The sequence below is a fragment of the Belliella marina genome (assembly GCF_042682445.1).
GTDB lineage: Bacteria > Bacteroidota > Bacteroidia > Cytophagales > Cyclobacteriaceae > Belliella > Belliella marina.
Genome location: NZ_JBHUHR010000015.1, coordinates 387373 through 406247, shown reverse-complemented (window position 1 = coordinate 406247; position 18875 = coordinate 387373). Strand labels below are relative to the sequence as shown.

16 protein-coding genes are annotated in these 18875 nt (G+C 38.7%); 7 read left to right on the top strand and 9 right to left on the bottom strand.

The genetic code is table 11. The features are described 5' to 3' along the window. Window positions 1-168 precede the first annotated feature (168 nt). From ACFSKL_RS06055 to ACFSKL_RS06035, 5 genes are all read right to left on the bottom strand, one after another. Complete coding sequence (locus ACFSKL_RS06055) at window positions 169-1356, bottom strand: 6-bladed beta-propeller (protein ID WP_376884396.1); 1188 nt, start codon at window positions 1354-1356, stop codon at window positions 169-171. 20 nt (window positions 1357-1376) lie between these two features. Continuing rightward, window positions 1377-2639, bottom strand: coding sequence for a 6-bladed beta-propeller (locus ACFSKL_RS06050; protein ID WP_376884393.1), 1263 nt, complete (start codon window positions 2637-2639; stop codon window positions 1377-1379). A gap of 188 nt (window positions 2640-2827) precedes the next feature. After that, complete coding sequence (locus ACFSKL_RS06045) at window positions 2828-3322, bottom strand: hypothetical protein (protein WP_376884391.1); 495 nt, start codon at window positions 3320-3322, stop codon at window positions 2828-2830. Between the two features lie 83 nt (window positions 3323-3405). Further along, complete coding sequence (locus ACFSKL_RS06040; protein WP_376884389.1) at window positions 3406-4665, bottom strand: 6-bladed beta-propeller; 1260 nt, start codon at window positions 4663-4665, stop codon at window positions 3406-3408. A gap of 216 nt (window positions 4666-4881) precedes the next feature. Then, window positions 4882-5913: a TolB-like 6-bladed beta-propeller domain-containing protein gene (locus tag ACFSKL_RS06035; protein WP_376884388.1), complete on the bottom strand. Its 1032-nt coding sequence runs from the start codon at window positions 5911-5913 to the stop codon at window positions 4882-4884. A gap of 545 nt (window positions 5914-6458) precedes the next feature. Between ACFSKL_RS06035 and ACFSKL_RS06030 the strand changes: the two genes are divergently transcribed. Next, window positions 6459-7064: a nitroreductase family protein gene (locus tag ACFSKL_RS06030; protein WP_376884386.1), complete on the top strand. Its 606-nt coding sequence runs from the start codon at window positions 6459-6461 to the stop codon at window positions 7062-7064. A gap of 262 nt (window positions 7065-7326) precedes the next feature. Here the strand turns inward: ACFSKL_RS06030 and ACFSKL_RS06025 are convergent, their stop codons facing one another. Continuing rightward, entirely contained in the window at window positions 7327-7857 is a 531-nt protein-coding gene (locus tag ACFSKL_RS06025) for a DinB family protein (protein ID WP_376884384.1), read from the bottom strand. Between the two features lie 214 nt (window positions 7858-8071). On the opposite strand from ACFSKL_RS06025, the gene gldD reads away from it, so the two are divergent. Continuing rightward, entirely contained in the window at window positions 8072-8650 is a 579-nt protein-coding gene (gene gldD, locus ACFSKL_RS06020) for a gliding motility lipoprotein GldD (RefSeq protein ID WP_376884383.1), read from the top strand. Window positions 8651-9180: 530 nt separating this feature from the next. Here gldD and ACFSKL_RS06015 read toward each other — a convergent pair. Continuing rightward, window positions 9181-10956 (bottom strand): sodium:solute symporter family protein, encoded by a 1776-nt coding sequence (locus tag ACFSKL_RS06015; protein ID WP_376884380.1) that lies wholly within the window; start codon window positions 10954-10956, stop codon window positions 9181-9183. 176 nt (window positions 10957-11132) lie between these two features. Between ACFSKL_RS06015 and ACFSKL_RS06010 the strand changes: the two genes are divergently transcribed. After that, window positions 11133-12164 (top strand): phosphotransferase enzyme family protein, encoded by a 1032-nt coding sequence (locus ACFSKL_RS06010; protein WP_376884378.1) that lies wholly within the window; start codon window positions 11133-11135, stop codon window positions 12162-12164. Between the two features lie 67 nt (window positions 12165-12231). Here ACFSKL_RS06010 and ACFSKL_RS06005 read toward each other — a convergent pair whose 3' ends face one another. Beyond that, window positions 12232-13905, bottom strand: coding sequence for an amidase (locus ACFSKL_RS06005; RefSeq protein ID WP_376884376.1), 1674 nt, complete (start codon window positions 13903-13905; stop codon window positions 12232-12234). Between the two features lie 73 nt (window positions 13906-13978). Between ACFSKL_RS06005 and ACFSKL_RS06000 the strand changes: the two genes are divergently transcribed. Continuing rightward, a complete protein-coding gene (locus ACFSKL_RS06000; RefSeq protein ID WP_376884375.1) occupies window positions 13979-14419 on the top strand; it encodes a hypothetical protein in 441 nt (146 codons plus the stop codon). Between the two features lie 16 nt (window positions 14420-14435). Beyond that, complete coding sequence (locus ACFSKL_RS05995; protein WP_376884373.1) at window positions 14436-15653, top strand: exo-alpha-sialidase; 1218 nt, start codon at window positions 14436-14438, stop codon at window positions 15651-15653. 125 nt (window positions 15654-15778) lie between these two features. On the opposite strand, the gene ACFSKL_RS05990 is transcribed toward ACFSKL_RS05995, so the two are convergent. After that, the gene (locus tag ACFSKL_RS05990) at window positions 15779-15955 is read right to left on the bottom strand and encodes a hypothetical protein (protein WP_376884371.1); all 177 of its coding nucleotides are present in this window, start codon (window positions 15953-15955) and stop codon (window positions 15779-15781) included. 197 nt (window positions 15956-16152) lie between these two features. Between ACFSKL_RS05990 and ACFSKL_RS05985 the strand changes: the two genes are divergently transcribed. After that, window positions 16153-17286 (top strand): amidohydrolase, encoded by a 1134-nt coding sequence (locus tag ACFSKL_RS05985; protein ID WP_376884369.1) that lies wholly within the window; start codon window positions 16153-16155, stop codon window positions 17284-17286. 199 nt (window positions 17287-17485) lie between these two features. Continuing rightward, window positions 17486-18640, top strand: a complete 1155-nt coding sequence (gene alr / locus ACFSKL_RS05980) for an alanine racemase (RefSeq protein WP_376884367.1) — start codon at window positions 17486-17488, stop codon at window positions 18638-18640. Window positions 18641-18875 lie beyond the last annotated feature (235 nt).

Sequence of the window (18875 nt, the reverse complement as noted above, 5' to 3'; positions counted from 1 at the left end):
CCTCACCTTTAGGTGAATATTTTAGTGTTTTTTCTTTGTGAACTTGATGTTTATACTTGGTGATTTTAGTGGTGGAAATTATAACCACAAAGATCACTAAGTCTTGGATGCACTTTAGTCGCCTTTATGCGATACCAAACCTATTGGTCTTTAGACTTAGAAAGTAGTTTAGTGGTGTTTCTTTTCTATATCCAACGACTCCTTTAACTGATAAATAAATAGAACAGGGTTGTCATAGTTATCCACTGATATTTGACTGAGTAATGAGTTATAAGGATTATCTTCCTCCCTTTTCTTTTCTGTCTTGATGCGGTTGAACTCATTAGCGTCAACAGCAAAAGTAAATTGCCCTGACTCATTATTGTATTCCGGTATAAATAAGACAGGATAAAATTCATCCAAATCATTAACAGTTTTCTCAACCAAGTATGTGCTATTGGTACTCTTGTCCCAGACTGCCAATCCCCCTCTATTCCCTCTTATCACGCTGATCAACATAAAGTTTTTGGTGTCAATTAAATTATCACCTAGAACATATAAATTTTCCCTTGCCATTTTTTCGAATATTGTTCTGCCGTTATACTTTTCTTCTTTATTGTATTCAAAGAAATGTTTGTTGAAAGTGATCGAAACCACCTCGCTAAGCTCATCTGATTTAAAGAACAGTATTCTTTTATTCAAAAAGTCCTTGTAAATAAATTCTTCTGGATTATCGGATTTATAGAAATATTTATGCTTTCCTCCATCTCGTATCATCCAATCTCCTGGCAAGTAGGTTTCCAACGGCTGAAAGTTTTTAAATTCCAGATTGGTATAGCCAATTTTTTCGGTCCAGTTTTCTACATATGTTTTCACAAAATATAATCTGTCATCTTTCATAAAAAAGTCTTCCATTCGGTACTCCGGTTTAAGCTGGAATTCATCCAAAAACTGCGCATCCGTACTAAAGGTAAGTAACTTTGCAGATCCAGAATCATGTATATATATTTTTCCTTCATTTTCAGACATATATATGTTCATCGGAAATTTGTATTCACCAGGACCTTCTCCTTGATTGTTGATAACTGCTTTTATTTTCCCCTTCCTGTCAAAAATAAAAACTGCCTTAGCCATTCTATTGTCAAGTACGACTAAATTTTCCTTTCCATAAATGATTTTATCTATTGAACCGATATAATGTTCCCCGTCTGTTTCAAGTGGAACTATGCTACAGGTATCAAAAAGCTGGGAATATTTTATGGTGATGGGCTTGTCGACATCAATCACCATGTTGGCTTCAAAAGAGGCCAAAGCACCATCTTGCCCATTACAACATAACAAGAAACCGATGATCAAGAAGATTGGGATATTTTTCATGACTTTTAGATTAATGACAGTTAAAAATCTTTTATGGAAAAGAAACATAGGATAGGATTGCCATCCTTTTCCGCTTTTCGGATCATATCCGCTACATGAGGTACATACTCGTCAGGATCTGGTCTTTCTCTTAAAATATCGTCAGGCCATGTCACGCTTATAAAGAAATTCCCCTCTGAGGCAATAGGGTGGTTAAACTGGATAAGGTCCATTTTCTTACCGAACCAAGACTTGTATAGGACATTTCCTCCATACTGAAGACCTCCTGTTGACCTGCTATAGTAAGCATGATAAAATTCCCCTGCCTTTAAGTATAGTCCATTGTCTGTTTCCAGGCATTTTCCGTCAAAATGGTAGTATCCTTTTTCAGCCGTCAGTTTATGCCTGTCATCATTGTTGGTAGTTTCATCTATATAATGCATGAGCCCATTAGCTCCAAGATCAATAAAATATTTTGGACTGATTATTCCATCACCGGAAATCTCATAAATTGTGTCGTTCAGAAAGGCTCCGTACAAAGCCTGTCCAGTGTTATAATTCAGACTTTCATAAACAAGCCTTTCTGGGAATTTCGAATATCGCAATGCCCAAGAGGGAATCGAGTAATGCTGGACTTTGCACTTGTAATCCGTCAAATACAACATATGATCTCTGAAGTTCTCTATATGGAAATTACTTTTGGGAGACTGCTTAAACAAAAGTAGGCTATCATTTAGCAATGTGAAATTACTTGCTTCAAAATATAAGCGTTCATTTCTTAAATGATTTCCATCAAAATCATAATACATCATTTTCCTTCCTTCAAGATCCATCAGCAGAATTTCATGCTTGGTATGGTTTATTGCAACATCCATGACTTTTTGGTACTCATTGGGACCTTCCCCCTGTATCCCAAGCTGACTGATAAAATTGCCATTCCTGTCAAATATATGGGCAATGTGTCTGGAAAAAAGCTCCAATGTCACAATTCTATCTTCCGCCAATAGGATGCGTTTGATATCTCCAAGTAGGACATCTTCATTAGTCTCCAGATGTACATAATGTACACTGTCCACTAGCAAGTCCAATTCTATCATCTTCTTTTTCAAGTCGGTTGGCACTGTGATTACTGTCAGGTCATTCCCAATGGTCTTGATTTCCGACATTTCAGGTGATAGGACTTCTTCATATCCTTTATATATATCTTTGTACAGCTCTACCCATTTGTCCTCAGAGCCGAACTTACATCCACATGTCAATAAAAAAATGGATGTGGAAAGTATTATTGGAATTTTTCTATTCATGTCTAGATTTATTTAATAAAAGTATAGGGAGTTTGATTGTCAGACTCCCCTTAATTATTTTTTGACTCAACCGCTACAATTCTCCACACAAGGACTAATGCATGGCGTACAATAAAGCGCACGCCACCTCTACAGGTATCTACACTTCACTTTAATCATTAATTGAGCAGGTCTTTGATGGTTTCAGATTACTTCTCAACCAACTCTGGAATCCCTTTATCTGGAATGAAAATTAGACTACCTTTAATTTGGTTTGTCAATGTGACAAAATAATATGGGAACTCAGCCGTTTCGGCAGGATGGGATATCTGGCCATAATCTATATTAAATAAATGAAAACTCAGGTCTAAGTCCTTGCACACCAATTTGATATTCCTGATATTATTTGTTGAAACCAATAGAACGATGTTTTCGGAAGCTACAATTTCTGCAAACCTTTTTAATAGTATGGCCTGCTCTTCGATACAACTGGAACAATGAAAGTCTGTAAAACGGAAGAATAATTTGTTTCCTTCAGCTAGCATTTTCTGGAAGTTTATATCCTTTACATGATTCAAATCCTGCACTTTTTCGGGTAAGTCTATTTGCCCCCCATAGATCGTTTGGATCATCAATTGTTCCTGCAGTTTTTCTACTTTCTTTGATTGGGATGCCAATGTCTTTTTGGTCTTTTGTCGTTCCATGTATACATACAATATACAAATAATTGACAGAGAAATAATTAGACCCATTCCAATGTTCTTCATAACTTTTAGATTAATGACAGTTAAAAATCTTTTAAGGTAAAGAAAGACAGAATAGGATTTCCATCTTTTTCCGCTTTTCGGATCATGTCTGCTACATGAGGGACATACTCGTCAGGGTCTGGGTTTGCTCTTAAGATATCGTCAGGCCATGTCACGCTTATAAAGAAATTCCCTTCGGAGGCTATAGGGTGTTTAAACTGAATAAGATCCATTTTCTTACCAAACCAAGACTTATACAGTACATTTCCCCCATACTGAAATCCTCCAGTTGATCTATTGTAGTAAACATGGTAGAATTCCCCAATCTTTAAATACAAGCCATTGTCCGTTTCCAGGCACTTTCCGTCAAAATGGTAGTATCCTTTTTCAGTCAATTTATGCCTATCATCATCGTTTGTACTTGCATCCATATGTTGCATGAGTCCATTGGAGCCTAGATCTAAATAATATTTGGAACTGATTATGCCACTTTCAGATATCTCATAGATTGTATCGTTCAAAAATGCTCCGTACAAAGCTTTTCCGTCTTTGTGGTTCAAATCTTCATAAATGTATCTTTTGGGCATCTGTGGATATCTTAATGCCCAAGAGGGAATTGAATAATGATGTACTTTACAACTATAATCACTAAAATACAACATGTGATCTCTCAATTTTTCGATGTGAAAGTTACTTTGAGATAGCTGTTTGAACAAAATCGTACTATCGTTTAGAACCGTAAAACTATTTGCGTAGAAATACATGCGCTCATTTCTTAAGTGTTTTCCATCAAAATCATAATACATCATCTTTCTCCCCCTAACATCCATCAATAAAATCTCTCTTCTCGCATGGTTTATGCCTGCACTAGTAATCTCTTGGTACTCATTAGGACCTTCCCCCTGCACTCCAAGCTGACTGATGAAGTTGCCCTCCCTATCAAAAATATGAGCTATATTTCTAGCAAATATTTCCAAGGTCACAATTCGATCCTCAGCAAAAAGAATTCGATTGATATCCCCAAGTAGAATATCCTCCCTCGTTTCTAAATGTACAAAATGGACACTGTCCACTAGTAAATCCAGTTCTATTTTTTTCTTTTTTAAGTCTAGGGGGATAGGGATTGTTGTTAGGTCATTTTTAATGGTCTTGATTTCCGACATTTCTGATGAGAGTACTTTATCGTATCCTTTATATGAATCTTTATATAGGTTCACAAGTTTGTCCTCTGTACCATTTTTGCATCCAATCATCAATAAAACAACGGATATAGACACGATCAATGAGATTCTTGTATTCATGTTAAATTTTTTAATTAGAATGCAGGGTGTCTATATTAATAGACACCTCGTACATATTTAATCTTAACCGCTACAATTCTCCACACAAGGACTAATGCATGGTGTACAATAAAGCTCACGCCACCTCTACAGGTATCTACACTTCACTTTAATCATTAATTGAGCAGTTCTTTGATGGTTTCAGATTACTTCTCAACCAACTCTGGAATCCCTTTATCATATAATCCATTTAACCAAATAAAATCTTTCCGAACTATCGTTAGAGTATGTGATTCCATAAAAGCAGTTGTTTTTGCGATCATAATCAAAAGCAGATACTACTTGATCAAAAGTATATTCCTTTACCGGTTTGCCATTCCAACCTAAAACATGAAGCTTTGAAAAAGAAGATCCCTTTTCACGATTCATGATTGTATACATAGAATAAATGTAGGAGTCATCACTTATGATTCTGGTGTTGTAAAATGTTATTGACTCATTAAAAATCAATTCTGGTTGAATTGCTTTCTTTAAATTTTCATCCCTATCAATTATAGTGGAATAAAGATATTCCCCACTAAAATCAAAAAAATCATATTGCCCCAATAAATTAGATGTCGCTACGAAAACTCCCTTTTCCAAATTGTATGACGAGCTTACGTTTGTATAAATCGGGTTTAAATTATTTTCATGTACTTTGAACGGCAACACTGGCAAATATTTTATGTGTTTTAGTTCATCGTTTTTCAGGATTTTAAATCGACCAGCTTCTTCCATTCCGGTGGGAACGGTTATAGATAAGCTATCACTATAATACACAAATCTAAATGTATCATGAATATCATCTGGTAACTCAATCCTATCAAATTTTTCAAGATTTCCGTTTTTAAGATCAACGAAACTTACCCTTCTTTTACCTACTTCATACAGGATATGATAAACCGTATCGGTTTCTTCAAAATATTGTTGCAATACAACTGGTTCAAACAGCTCTAATGGTCCCTGCTTCTCTCCGAATCTTTTGATTACATTTTTACTGCTTTTATCAATTATCCAAAAATACTGATCGCCTGATTTGTTTACTTGCACCAATTGAGAGTCCAAAACTATTATTTGGCTTGGAATTACATCATGGATTTCATTAAGAATTTCAAGATTGATTTCTTTTGTTAGTGGGAATTTTTCAATTGTAAAATGGTTAGAAGTATCATCTCTTCCATTACATCCTAAAACAGTAAATATTAGACAAACAAGTATTATTTTTTTCATATTTGATTTTTTAGAAAATTGACCGTACAATTAGATATTGCATTTGGTAAGAACTCGGAAACAATACTTCACCAAAAGAGGAAGCTTCTTCATAAAGCTTGCTGTATGCGCGGATCATCGGCGCTGTCGTGCGGTTACATAAAAGTAAAAGTGCTTGCTGCTGGTTATTGGATTTCATAAAACTTAGTTTTAGACAACAAAAATTAATTAAAAGATTGTCTAAACATATTAAAAACTAATTGTATAAGCTTAAAATAGGTACTTTTAACCGTTGTTTTAACCGTTAAAACCTTTTGTTTTATCCAGTATTGACCTATTTTTATATTTATATTTTTCAATTTTAAAGTGTATAAATATCGGAATGATTGATTTTTGATACATAAGATAGCAAAAATCATCAAGTGCATCGCCTCTACATTTACTATGTTAATTTACTTTGTTGTGAACAACTCCGATATATTTTAAGGTTGAATTTTGATAAAAAAGAAACCAATTTTGCGCAACAAGCATTAAGAGTTAGATAGAAAAAGTATAAAATCCAGTATATGCAAAAACCAGATTTCAACATCGAAGAAGTAAATAAAATAATCCGTGGACGCAGATCCATGTTTGTGGCGCAATTCAAGGAAAATGACCCAGTAGATGATGCCATTATTGGGGAAATACTCGAAAATGCCAATTGGGCACCAACACACAAATTGACAGAGCCTTGGAGCTTCACTGTTTTTTCAGGTGATGGACTCGTGAAGTTTGCAGATTTTCAGGCAAATCTTTACAAAGAAAGAGCTACGAAAAACGGTAATTTCATTGAAGCTACTTTTCAAAAATTCAAAGAAAGCCCATTGAGAGCCTCACATGTGATTGCCATCAAAATGAAGCGTGATCTAAAGGCAAACCTTCCTGTGATGGAAGAAATCGCAGCGGTTTCTATGGCTGTTCAAAATATGTACCTCACTGCTTCTGCACATGGTTTGGCGGCATATTGGGGTACTGGTGGGCCTACATTTTGGCCGGAAGCCAAGGAATGGTTTGGCTTGGGTGAGGAGGATATGTTGATGGGATTCTTCTACATTGCAAAGCCTGCTACTGACAATTGGCCTGAGGGTCGAAGAAAGCCTATCGAAGAAAAAGTGGAGTGGGTAAAGGGGTAATTTTTAATGGAAATTCGCAGTTCTGACTGTAAATAAATTATCGTGATATTCTCATTATCCAGATACTCATAGATATTAGATATTGAAATGGATATTTCATCACTTTGGTCTGTGTCTTCACAGACCAAAGTGATCAACCTAAAATGTGATTGCCCCATTTCGGAGATTGTTCAGAGCGATTTCCCCGAAACTATAAAATAGCATTGGAAAATGGAAAAGTTATTTTCCAATTAAAAAGCCGGGTTCATCCCGGCTTTTTTTATTACAATGCATTGAATCTTGGAGGCTCAATGCCATTGGCTCTGATGTAGGAAATCGCTGCTCCACGATGGTGGGTGCAGTGGTCATCTATCAATCCCAATACCTGTCTTCTGCTAGCCGTGTTTCCAAAAATGTCAATCTTTTCAGCCAATTGGGCTTCTGTCAATTTTGAAAATGTTGCCTTGCCATAATCATAGCAAGCTTCAACATGGGCTTTTAACTCAGCTTTTGTGGTAGGCTTTTTCTCAAGATCAATTCCCGATTCTTCGCCCATCAAAAAACCACCACTGATTCCAACAATTGCTGAACTTAAGTGGGTCACTTGTTCATTGAAACTCATGGCTGTCTCATGCGGTTTGTAGTTTTGCAGATCGTCTGGCATTTTATCAACCACGGCCAATGTCAATTTTTTGCCGTTTTCCCATTTCATCATAAACTCTTCCATGGTGGTCTGGGCTGTAGCCAAAGTTTGACCAGCAAAAAAGAGCATCATGATCAATGCGCTTTGAAGGATAGTTTTTGTTGTTTTCATGATTTTGATTTTTTTGAATTTTTTGTTTACCCTCTTTCACACCATGGACCACGTAAAATTATGTATTCCACTATTTTTTCAACTGCTGTTGACTTTTTCCGCTTGAACCAATTGTTTAAATCGCCTTCTGGTGCAATTGGGATAAACATATTGAATTTTGTATAAATATCGACATTCCAAAGCTGAAATCAATCCAAATTGATAACTTTGAAACATGTCGTTGAAGAACTTTGTCTTTATTTTAGCTCTGTTGATAATCAGTAGCTGTGGGGGAGATTATCTCCCAAGACCGATGGGATATAATCGAATAGACCTCCCAAAGCATGATTTCGAGATGCTTGAGGGGAATTATCCCTATAGTTTTGACTCTCCAATCGCTGCACAGATTGAGCAGGATTCATTTAATTTGGAGCAAAGTGCGTGGATCAATCTCAATTACCGAAAATTCGGAGCCAAAGTCCATCTTACCTATTTGCCATTGGGAAGCAAGGGAGGAGATGTGAAAATGGTCTTAAATGATGCGATCAATCTGACTGCCAAGCACCAAATCAAAGCCTATGGAATTGAAGAGTCGGTATTTTTGACCCCAAAGGGATATACAGGTGTTGTGGCTGAGTTGAGTGGAGAGGTTCCTACACAGTTCCAGTTTTTTGTCACGGATTCCACCAAAAACTTTCTCCGGGGAGCACTCTATTTCAATACGGCAATGAAAAACGACTCTCTGGCACCGGTCATAGAGCACGTCAAAGTGGACATGATGCATTTGATCAATACTTTGGAGTTTGTAAAGTGATGGAGAAGAAGCGAGATGCTAGAGGCAAGATACGAGAAGTGAGAAACAAGAAGCAAGAGGTAAGAGGTAAGATTCAAGTCGAAAGACTGAGATTGTCTTGTCAAGGCATATCGACCGGTAGGGAGATATCTCACTTTCCCTCCCTGTCGTGTACTGAAAATGAAAAGTATATATAAATTTCAGTTCGAGATTTCTTCCCGCAATCCTGCGGGACAGGCTCCACGCCTCCCTAAAGTAAGGTAAATTCGAAATGACCACCAAGTCACCTCGACGGCAGGAGAGGTCTCTTTACTTGGACTAAGAGGTATTTAAGAGGATTGAAAACAAAAATAAAACAATAAGAAAAAGTGTCAAGTAAATTCAGAACGAGACACTGTTTTTATCCGTGGCCATCTACCAAATCTGTGTCATCAGTGTGCCATAAAATGCAAAAAAAAAATCCCATCCAGTGAGTTGACCGGACGGGAGCATATTTTATTGGTTTTAATACGGCAGTAATTTCAAAAAGAACCAAGACTTAACAAGTTCCCTTACTTCATTTTTTTCCAGCTGCCAAAGATGATAATTCCACCCAAAATTGCGATACCGGTTGCGATTGAGGCGCCCACGACATTACTATAAATCCAAAAACCTACAGCAAACAAAGTAGCATAGACCATGATGGAACCTACCAGCATCAAGCCGATCTCCATTGGCAATTGACCCTGTTCCTGTTCTTCTTCAGGATAGCGGTTCAGTAGTTTTTTCCAACCAAAGGCAGCAGGTTTTACTTTTCTGTAAAATGTCAACAGGACATCATCTTTTTCTGGTTTGGTCAGCAATGTGACCGTCACCCATCCTATTGTCGTAATGATTACACCATACAATATTTTCAGGTATTCTTGCCCTTCAGAAATTGGGATGATATTGAGTTTGGGGTTGACGTATTGGAAGAATATCGCCACTACCAAAGAAATCAACATAGCTGCAATCTCGGTTTTTGCATTGATTCTCCACCAAAACCAGCGAAGGATGAAAATCGCACCTGTGCCTGCTCCGATTTGGAGCAAAATTTCAAATGCTTCCAATGCATTGGACATGGCCAGTGCCAACAATGCTGCCAAGCCCATCAGAACTACCGTGGAAATCCTTCCAACCAAAACCAACTCTTTGTCTGTAGCCTCCGGTTTCAAAAACCTCAGGTAGAAGTCATTTACGACATAGGATGAACCCCAATTGAGATGTGTGGATAAGGTAGACATGACTGCTGCAATCAACGAGGCCAAAACCAACCCGATCAATCCTGCTGGCAAAAACGTCAACATAGCAGAATAAGCCAAATCGTGTCCCATTTTGTCTACGGGAATATGTGGGAATGCTTCCTGCATGTCAGAAATATTGGGGAAAATAACCAATGAACCCAATGCGATGATGATCCATGGCCATGGCCGCATACCATAATGTGCAATATTGAAAAACAATGTTGCACCGATGGCATTTTTTTCATCTTTGGCAGATAACATCCTTTGGGCGATGTAGCCTCCCCCTCCAGGTTCTGCACCTGGGTACCAAGTTGCCCACCATTGGATCGCCAAGGGCATGATCAATAAGGGTACTATTACATTCCAATCATTGAAATCAGGCAAGAAATTCAACTTATCCACAACATTCGGATGGCTAAGCAAAACATCCAAAGAGCCGATTTCCGGAAGATCCAAAATATAATAAGCTGCCCCAATCGCTCCGGTCATGGCAATAAAAAACTGGAAGAAATCTGTCAGCAAGACCCCCTTGAGCCCACCCAAAGAACTATATGCTACAGTTACAATCGAAGCTATCAAAAGTGTTTCAATCGGGCTTAAGCCCAGCATCACACCGCCAATTTTGATTGCGGCCAAGGATACTGTAGCCATGATGACAACATTGAAAAACACACCCAGATAGATTGCCCTAAATGCCCTCAGAAATGCCGCCGACTTGCCTCCATACCTCAATTCATAAAACTCCAAATCTGTAGTAACTTCAGACCTCCTCCAAAGCTTGGCATATACGAACACTGTCAACATACCTGTCAACAAAAATGCCCACCACACCCAGTTTCCGGAAACTCCATTGGTCCTAACGATATCTGTAACTAGGTTTGGCGTATCGGCAGAGAACGTTGTTGCTACCATGGAAACTCCCAGCAGCCACCAAGGCATATTTCTGCCTGAAAGAAAAAACTCTTTTGCTGAGGTGCCTGCTTTTTTTGAAGTATATACTCCAATCAACATTGAAATCACAAAGAATGCTGCAATAATGCCCCAGTCTAGTAGCGATATATTCATAAGGAATCTGGTTTGTTAGATAAAATTTTTATTTTAAATAATCTACTTAATTAAAATTTTTACTAATGTATGTAAAATATTGACAAACCCAAAGGGTCTTTATGTTTAGGATTTTATTTTTTTGGATTTACGATTCATCCAAAAAACTTATTTTTGCAGAATAAATATATCTATGTATGAATACTTTTTCCTTTTTGCCTGAGCTTAATAGGCTTTATGATTTTAATTGGCGGCATGATCAGATTATTCCTTTTGGCAGTGGTCATATCCACCATACTTATAAGGTAATCGATGGTCAAGATACTTATATCCTCCAGAGGTTCAATAAGGATGTCTTCAAGAATCCGGAAATTATTTCCCATAACCATGAGCTATTGATCAAATATATGGATTATTTGAACTTGCCATTCCGGTTTCCTTTGCCAATTGTAAATGTTTTGGGATTTACACTTTCTGCTGTCAGGGAGGATTTTTTTCGGATTTCCCCTTTTGTTGCTGGGGTATGTCTGGAAGAGATCAGTGAACCTAGCCAGGCCTATCTTGCTGCCAAGGCATTTGCCGAACTGATACTTGCGGGAAACAATCTGAATGTTCAGGAATTCAAAGAGGTTATTCCTGGGTTTCTGGACTTGGAGTTGAGATTCAATCAATTATTGGAGGCGATAGATCAAACCAAAATCCCGATTGAAGGTGAGGTCAAGACTTTGGTGGATTTCTTTCTCTCCCGGGAATATCTCGTTGGGGAATATAAAACATGGAAAGGGAAATTGCCGATCAGATTGACACACAACGATACCAAAATCAATAATCTGATTTTTTCTGAGGATTTGAAAAGTGTCAAGGCAGTGATTGATTTGGATACGATTATGCCTGGGTATGTTTTCAATGATTTTGGCGATTTGGTCAGGACGGTTGCCTGTACCCAAGGAGAAAACTCAACAGATTGGAGTGAAATTAATGTGGACAAATCCAAGTATGATAGCTTGCATCAGGCTTTTATCGATGTTGGTCAGGGTATTTTTACACAAGAAGAATTGAATTCTTTGCATTTTGGTGGAAAGATGATGACTTGCATTACTGGGTTTAGGTTTCTGTCAGATTATCTCAATGGGAACATCTATTACCAAATCAAGTATGGTGAGCAAAATCTGCATCGGGCAAAAAACCAAATGATGCTTTTGAAATCATTGGAGAAATTGGAGCTGTAAAGAACATTCAATTCGATAGCTAAATTGAATGTTCAGTCCATCAATAGATATTAGACTTATCCACAAATTATTTGTTGAAAAAAGGAGGTCTTTTTTGTTGCCATTCGGTATTTTCCTGAAAAGCAAGGCCTAACATGATCAGTTTTTCCTCTTCAAAAAGGTTGGCCAGAAAGGTGATTGACACTGGATTACCATTTTCCAAGAAGCCATTGGGCATACAGAGTGCTGGGTGTCCCGTAAGGTTGGTAATTTGAAGTTGGTTGCCTGCGAAAGAAGGGCTAATGATTACATCATAGGTTTTGAAAAGTTCATGGATTTCTTCGATCAAAATGGATCTCAGACGACTGGCCTGGATATATTCCACTGCTGGAATAAACCGTGCGGATCGAAAGAGGTTTGGCCAGGCATTTCTCCGTTGGTTTACCATCAGATCATCCAGGTCCAATCTAGTCATGTCATCAAATGCTGCTGCCCCCTCGGCATAGAGCATAATCAAAATGCTATTCACATCGACAGAGGTCTCTAATTTGACGGGAGTCAATGATAACCCTATTTTCTTTAGGTCTTCCAAAACTTGTCTATCAAATACATTATTTTCTCTATCCCCTTTAAAAAAATCCTCAAAATAGCCGATTTTCAGGTCATTTATAGAGTTATCCACATTGTAATTGAAAGCAGCGGGGATTGTGCTTTTGTCTAACTTATCCACACCGTTGAGTACAGATAGTATGATGCCATTATCCAAAGCTGATCTAGAAATAGGGCCTATTTTGTCCATACTCCAGCTCAAAGCCATTGCACCATGCTTGCTGACTCTTCCATATGTTGGCCGCAAGCCAGTGACACCATTTCTTGTAGACGGAGACACAATGCTTCCTAAAGTTTCTGTTCCCAATGCATAAGGGATCAAACCTGCACTTACCGAAGAAGCTGATCCAGCAGATGAGCCACTTGCACCTTGGGTGAGGTTCCATGGGTTTTTTGTTACCCCACCATACCAAATATCTCCCATTGCTAAAGCCCCGAGGGTGAATTTGGCAAGAAAGACTCCTCCAGCTTCATTTAATTTATCAACAACCGTAGCTGTCTCATCGATAACTTGGTCTTTGTAAGGCATCGCTCCCCAAGTGGTTTTGGTGTTTTTTACTGCGAAAAGATCCTTGATGCCATAAGGGATTCCGTGGAGTGGACCTCTATATTTTCCTTTTCGAATCTCGGCATCCATTGCCTTGGCTTGTTCCAGTGCTTCTTTTTCCAATAATGTAATCACTGATTGTAGTGTGTCGCCATAATTTTTGATTCTATTGAGATAGATTTTTGTTAGTCTTTCGGATGTGATTTTTTGATTTTTAATCAATGTGGATAACTCCGCCACAGTTAAAAATGCAATATCATGCTCCTCTTTGGGAAGATCCACTTCTGTTGGCAAACCCCAGTTTGGCTGTTCTTGATTTTGGTTTGGGAAAAATCCATGGGGAAGAGGATTGAATAACAAAGAAGGACTTATTGAATTTTCAATCTTTGTCTTTCGTAAGTTTTCATATCCTGACCTGTAATTCTTCAGGTTTTGGATCATGCTGTCCTTTTCGCTTGGTGAAAATGAGAGGCCAATCAATGATTCAGCACCTTCGATGGCTTGGGGGTTGATTTCTCCAATTTTTTTGCCGGCAATAAATCCGGTCATGATCAATACAGGAACCATAATAATCCCTAATCTTCGGGTGATTGTAAAATCCTTCATGTAGTTTTGTTAAATTAAAGAAACCTCAATGACGCTTTTTTGTTAAATCGTCTGAATATAATTAATTTAAAATATGGATAACAATAGTCTTACACCGATATTCCCAATGCCCATGCGAGGCTTGTTGTTGCTTACAGGAATGTACACTTTCGCTTGGTCTGCTTTTTTTAGGTATTTTGGGCAAGATCTCTTGAGGTGGTTGGCCATGGGGCCTGCCGAACCGACAGCCTTGAGCGCTACTGCTTTGGGGAGCTTTGGGATGCTGGTTGGCTTTTTGGTTTTCTTGAGTGCTTTTTACCCGATTTCTTGGCATTATTTGATTGTGGTTGGCATAGTAGGCAAACTTGTTTTGGCCATATGGTTTGTTTTTGCCTTTATCCCTGAATTGGGATGGAACAAGAGGACTATTTTTCATTTTGCCTTTACAGAGTTATTTTGGTTGATCCCGCTAATCACAATCTATGTACGTGCAGTCAAGGTAAGGGCATACATAAAGACTTTGCCCGAAGATTAAATACATAAAATCAGATATGAAGTATTTTACTATTCTATTTACATTCATCTATTTAGCTTCTTGTACGACAAAGAAGGAGCAAATAATAGATGGTTTCAATGTCGAAGATATTTATACTTTTTCAGAACCCGGGGTCAAATTTGGAGAACCTTATTTGTATACTTCGCCTTCTGAAAAAGTATATCTTTCTTGGATTGAACAGAAAGATGGGCTGAGCAAACTGATGTTCAGTGAATTGATTGATGGTTTTTGGGCTCCTCCACGTTTGATAGCCTCCGGCACTCATTGGTTTGTCAACTGGGCAGATTATCCACAAATGGCAGTTTTCAAGGATGGAACATTTGTGGCTTTCTTTTTAGAAAAGAGCGGAGAAGGTACCTTCTCCTATGATATCAAAATCACATTTTCCAAAGATGGTTCTGACTGGTCTGATCCAAGGATCTTACATGATGATGGAACAAGAACCGAACACGGTTTTGGCTCAATGGTTCCTTGGGGTGATCATATGTTGATAACTTGGCTTGATGGAAGAAATACACATTCTGCCGGTCATGACCATGGGAATCATGATCATCATGCAGGTCAGATGAATCTTAGGGCAGGATTGTTGACAAGCGAAGGGGAGAAGCTGGAAGATTGGCTTTTGGATGATCGGGTTTGTGATTGTTGTCAAACGTCAGCTACGCTTTTTGACGGACAACCTATGGTTTTCTTTAGGGATCGCTCTTTTGAAGAAGTTCGGGATTTGGGAGTAATCAAGTATGTGGATAACTCTTGGGAAGAGGCACAGTCTGTTTACAGTGATTTTTGGAAAGTAGTAGGTTGTCCCGTAAATGGACCAAGATCGGCGAGCTTTGGTAAATCCACAGCTGTTGTCTGGTTTACTGGCGTTAATGAAAAGCCTGAAGTAAAAGTGTCCTTTATTTCTAGTGGAGATTCTGTCTTTTCCAAACCCATTAAAGTAGATTTAGGCAAGACAATAGGAAGGGTAGATATTGCTTTGTTGGATGAAGATACTGCTATGGTATCATGGATGGAACAAGCCAATATCTATGCTAGGAGGGTTTACAGAAATGGGCAGTTGGATGACCCTATTCTTATAGCATCTTCATCAGAGAAGAGATCAAGTGGTTTTCCACAATTGACAGTTGTAGGCAGTGACATTATTTTGGCCTGGTCAGTATTTACTGGAGACGATGCAGTGATCAAGACTGGAAGGATAAGGACGAATTAGGTTTCTTCAATCCAGCTTTTGGCGCTGCAATAAGAAAACCCTTAAAGAGCAAATCCTTAAGGGTCCAAATTTCTTTGATGTCAATATGTAATCCTGAGTGTGAATGAAGTTCTGGGAAAAAGAAATCAGCTTCCGCAGCCTATGCAATCAATATGGCTGTCCATTGGCTTTATCCCTTTGAGTTGCATTTCCAAATTATGGATCTGATCTCTTGTCTCCATGTCTTGAAACATGTCTCCAGTCAGGCTAGACTTCAATTCTTCAATTCTTTTTTCGAGTGAGGTGGTCTGTTCTGTTGTCATAATATATTTGGTTTATATGCTAAGCAAGTTCTAATATAAAAAAGTTCTCCAAGATTTTCAGCTTTCTGATCCTTAAGATTTTAATTTTTTCTGGGGCATTTCGGGCGATTTCTGATAGGAAGGAACAATCCCTGTATAATTTTTGTCAATTGGAATAGGAATGTTATATTCAATTTTTGACCTAAACAGAATCAACCATGGAAAAAGCGACTTTCGACTTGCTCAAAGAATTTAGGAGAACACTACATCAAAATCCCGAATTGTCAGGTGAAGAAAAAGAAACAGCGAAAAGGGTCGATGATTTTTTCAAGCAGATTGGTCCAGACCAAACCATCAAAAATATTGGAAGGCATGGTTTGGCGTTTGTTTTTGAAGGAAAAGAAAAAGGGCTGACATCCCTGTACAGGTGTGAGCTTGATGGATTGCCAATCGTAGAAGACAATCGGATCTTGCACAAAAGCAATGCGGTGGGTATATCCCATTTGTGCGGGCATGATGGCCATATGGCGATAATTGCTGGGGTTGGAATGTATCTTAAAGAGCATCGGCCTGCCAAAGGGCGTGTGATTTTGCTTTTTCAACCTGCAGAAGAGACTGGACAAGGTGCGGAAATGGTCATTGGGGACAAAAAGTTTTCCAAAATCAAACCTGATCTGGCTTTTGCCTTGCACAATCTTCCAGGGTATGAGAAAAATCAAATCGTCATCAAAAAAGGGGCATTTGCCGCCGCATCTGTTGGAATGATCATCAGGTTAAAAGGGAGAAATGCACATGCTTCACATCCTGAGTCCGGCAATAGTCCCGCAGAAGCGATGTCCAAAATCATAGTGGCCTTGCAGAAAATGCCGGACGCAATGAAGAAATTTACGCTGATTACAGTGATCCATGCAAGACTGGGCGAGGTTGCTTTTGGAACCACACCCGGAGAAGCTACTATGATGGCTACCTTGAGAGCCTACGAGAACGAAACCAGGGAATTGCTAGTCTCTTATTCGGAAAAACTCTGCAAGCAGATTGCAAAAGAATATGGTTTGGAGATCAGTTTTGAGTACACAGAGGCTTTTGCGGCTACACTCAATCATGAAGAAGCGTGGACATTTGGAAACGAAGCTGCCAAGAAGCTTAAACTCAAAACCAAACATATTAGGATCCCATTTAGGTGGTCGGAAGATTTTGGGCAGTTTTCTATCCAAACCAAAACACTCCTTTTTGGATTGGGAGCTGGCAAAAGCCAACCGCAACTCCATGAAAATAATTATGACTTCCCGGACGAAATTATCCCCACGGGAGTGAAGATGTTTGAGGAAATCATCAATCAAATACATGGGTAACTCGAAACGTCAGGCTTTAGTAGCTGGCAGATATTCTTTTGTTTAAATAATCTAGTCCATGCGTCTCAAATCCCTTCAGAGATTTTATAATCCCAATACGTACTTTGCCTCTCTGCCAGATTTTGCGGGAAGTGACTGGCAAAATTGCTGATAACCACAATAACCATCTATTTCATTTCCAAAACCTATCAAATCGTCTATGAACCATACTTCTTATATTGAAATCAGCAAATCAGCTTACAAAAAGAATATCCAATTTTTAAGATCTGAGGTTGGTGAAAACACCATAATTTCCGCAGTAGTAAAAGGCAATGCATATGGGCATGGCATTGAAAATATTGTCCCGATAGCTGAGGGGGGTGGCATTCGGCACTTCAGTGCTTTCAGTGCCGATGAAGCCCTGAGGGTGTATAATGCCAGCAAAAAGAAATCCGAGATCATGGTCATGGGAATGCTGCAAAATGCTGATCTGGAAGAATTGATCAATAAAGGGATAAGTTTTTTTGTATTTGAATTTGATCGGCTTGAAGAGGCTGTGAGCACTGCCAAAAGATTGCAAGTGAAAGCTAAAATCCATGTCGAGGTGGAGACGGGGTTTCACCGAACTGGTTTTGAATGGGAAGACAGGGAGAAGTTGTTCAAAGTTTTACATGCAAACCAAGAGCATTTGACCCTCTCGGGCTTGTGTACGCATTATGCTGGAGCAGAGAGTGTTTCTAACTATGTAAGGGTCAGAGGACAAATAAAAAAATACCTGGCCTATAAAGATTGGCTTATCGAGAAAGGCCTAACATTCGAAAAGTTTCATACTGCTTGCTCTGCCGCTACATTTAGCTATCCAGAAACCATCATGGATATGGTTCGGATAGGGATAGCTTCCTACGGTTTTTGGCCCACCCAAGAAACCTACATGTACAAATTCAAGACGCTTCCTGAAAACAACAAGAACCCACTGAGACGATTGATCAATTGGAAGAGCAGTGTTATGAGCCTGAAAGAGGTCAAAATGGGAGAGTTTATAGGCTATGGCTCCAGCTACATGGCGCCTAGGGATATGAGAATCGCATTGATCCCCATTGGGTACTCCCATGGCTTTAGCAGACTGCTAAGCAACCAAGGGAAGGTATTGATCTCCGGCAAAATAGTCTCAGTGGTGGGTACAGTGACGATGAATAGCATAGCTGTGGATATCACAGACTTGAATGGGGTAAAGAAAGGTGACGAAGTAGTCCTGATAGGGAAGCAAAGGAAGAATGAAATCACAGTCGCTTCCTTTGGAGAATCCATACAACAGGTAAACTACGAGTTGCTTACCAGGTTGCCACTGGATATCCCGAGAAAAGTTATTGCGTGAAGTTTTTGTTCTCGAACAAATTCTATTTTTGATTCTAATTGATATAAAATCCACCACGCCTATTCTACAGAGACGTGATGGGTTTCATATCTATAAAAATTTAGATTTTGATAAAGTTATTAACCTGAGTTCGATTGTTATCACAAAGTCAAAATCAATAAAAATATCCAGTTACAAGGCAAATTTTTGAGGGATAGCCTAAGCTATCGCTCAGAAATTTAACGCAGTAAATGGG

Bases quoted from the DNA above. Each gene is read 5' to 3' on its own strand.
- ACFSKL_RS06055 (WP_376884396.1), bottom strand. From the start codon at position 1,356: ATGAAAAATATCCCAATCTTCTTGATCATCGGTTTCTTGTTATGTTGT.
- ACFSKL_RS06050 (WP_376884393.1), bottom strand. From the start codon at position 2,639: ATGAATAGAAAAATTCCAATAATACTTTCCACATCCATTTTTTTATTG.
- ACFSKL_RS06045 (WP_376884391.1), bottom strand. From the start codon at position 3,322: ATGGAACGACAAAAGACCAAAAAGACATTGGCATCCCAATCAAAGAAA.
- ACFSKL_RS06040 (WP_376884389.1), bottom strand. From the start codon at position 4,665: ATGAATACAAGAATCTCATTGATCGTGTCTATATCCGTTGTTTTATTG.
- ACFSKL_RS06035 (WP_376884388.1), bottom strand. From the start codon at position 5,913: ATGAAAAAAATAATACTTGTTTGTCTAATATTTACTGTTTTAGGATGT.
- ACFSKL_RS06030 (WP_376884386.1), top strand. From the start codon at position 6,459: ATGCAAAAACCAGATTTCAACATCGAAGAAGTAAATAAAATAATCCGT.
- ACFSKL_RS06025 (WP_376884384.1), bottom strand. From the start codon at position 7,857: ATGAAAACAACAAAAACTATCCTTCAAAGCGCATTGATCATGATGCTC.
- gldD (WP_376884383.1), top strand. From the start codon at position 8,072: ATGTCGTTGAAGAACTTTGTCTTTATTTTAGCTCTGTTGATAATCAGT.
- ACFSKL_RS06015 (WP_376884380.1), bottom strand. From the start codon at position 10,956: ATGAATATATCGCTACTAGACTGGGGCATTATTGCAGCATTCTTTGTG.
- ACFSKL_RS06010 (WP_376884378.1), top strand. From the start codon at position 11,133: ATGAATACTTTTTCCTTTTTGCCTGAGCTTAATAGGCTTTATGATTTT.
- ACFSKL_RS06005 (WP_376884376.1), bottom strand. From the start codon at position 13,905: ATGAAGGATTTTACAATCACCCGAAGATTAGGGATTATTATGGTTCCT.
- ACFSKL_RS06000 (WP_376884375.1), top strand. From the start codon at position 13,979: ATGGATAACAATAGTCTTACACCGATATTCCCAATGCCCATGCGAGGC.
- ACFSKL_RS05995 (WP_376884373.1), top strand. From the start codon at position 14,436: ATGAAGTATTTTACTATTCTATTTACATTCATCTATTTAGCTTCTTGT.
- ACFSKL_RS05990 (WP_376884371.1), bottom strand. From the start codon at position 15,955: ATGACAACAGAACAGACCACCTCACTCGAAAAAAGAATTGAAGAATTG.
- ACFSKL_RS05985 (WP_376884369.1), top strand. From the start codon at position 16,153: ATGGAAAAAGCGACTTTCGACTTGCTCAAAGAATTTAGGAGAACACTA.
- alr (WP_376884367.1), top strand. From the start codon at position 17,486: ATGAACCATACTTCTTATATTGAAATCAGCAAATCAGCTTACAAAAAG.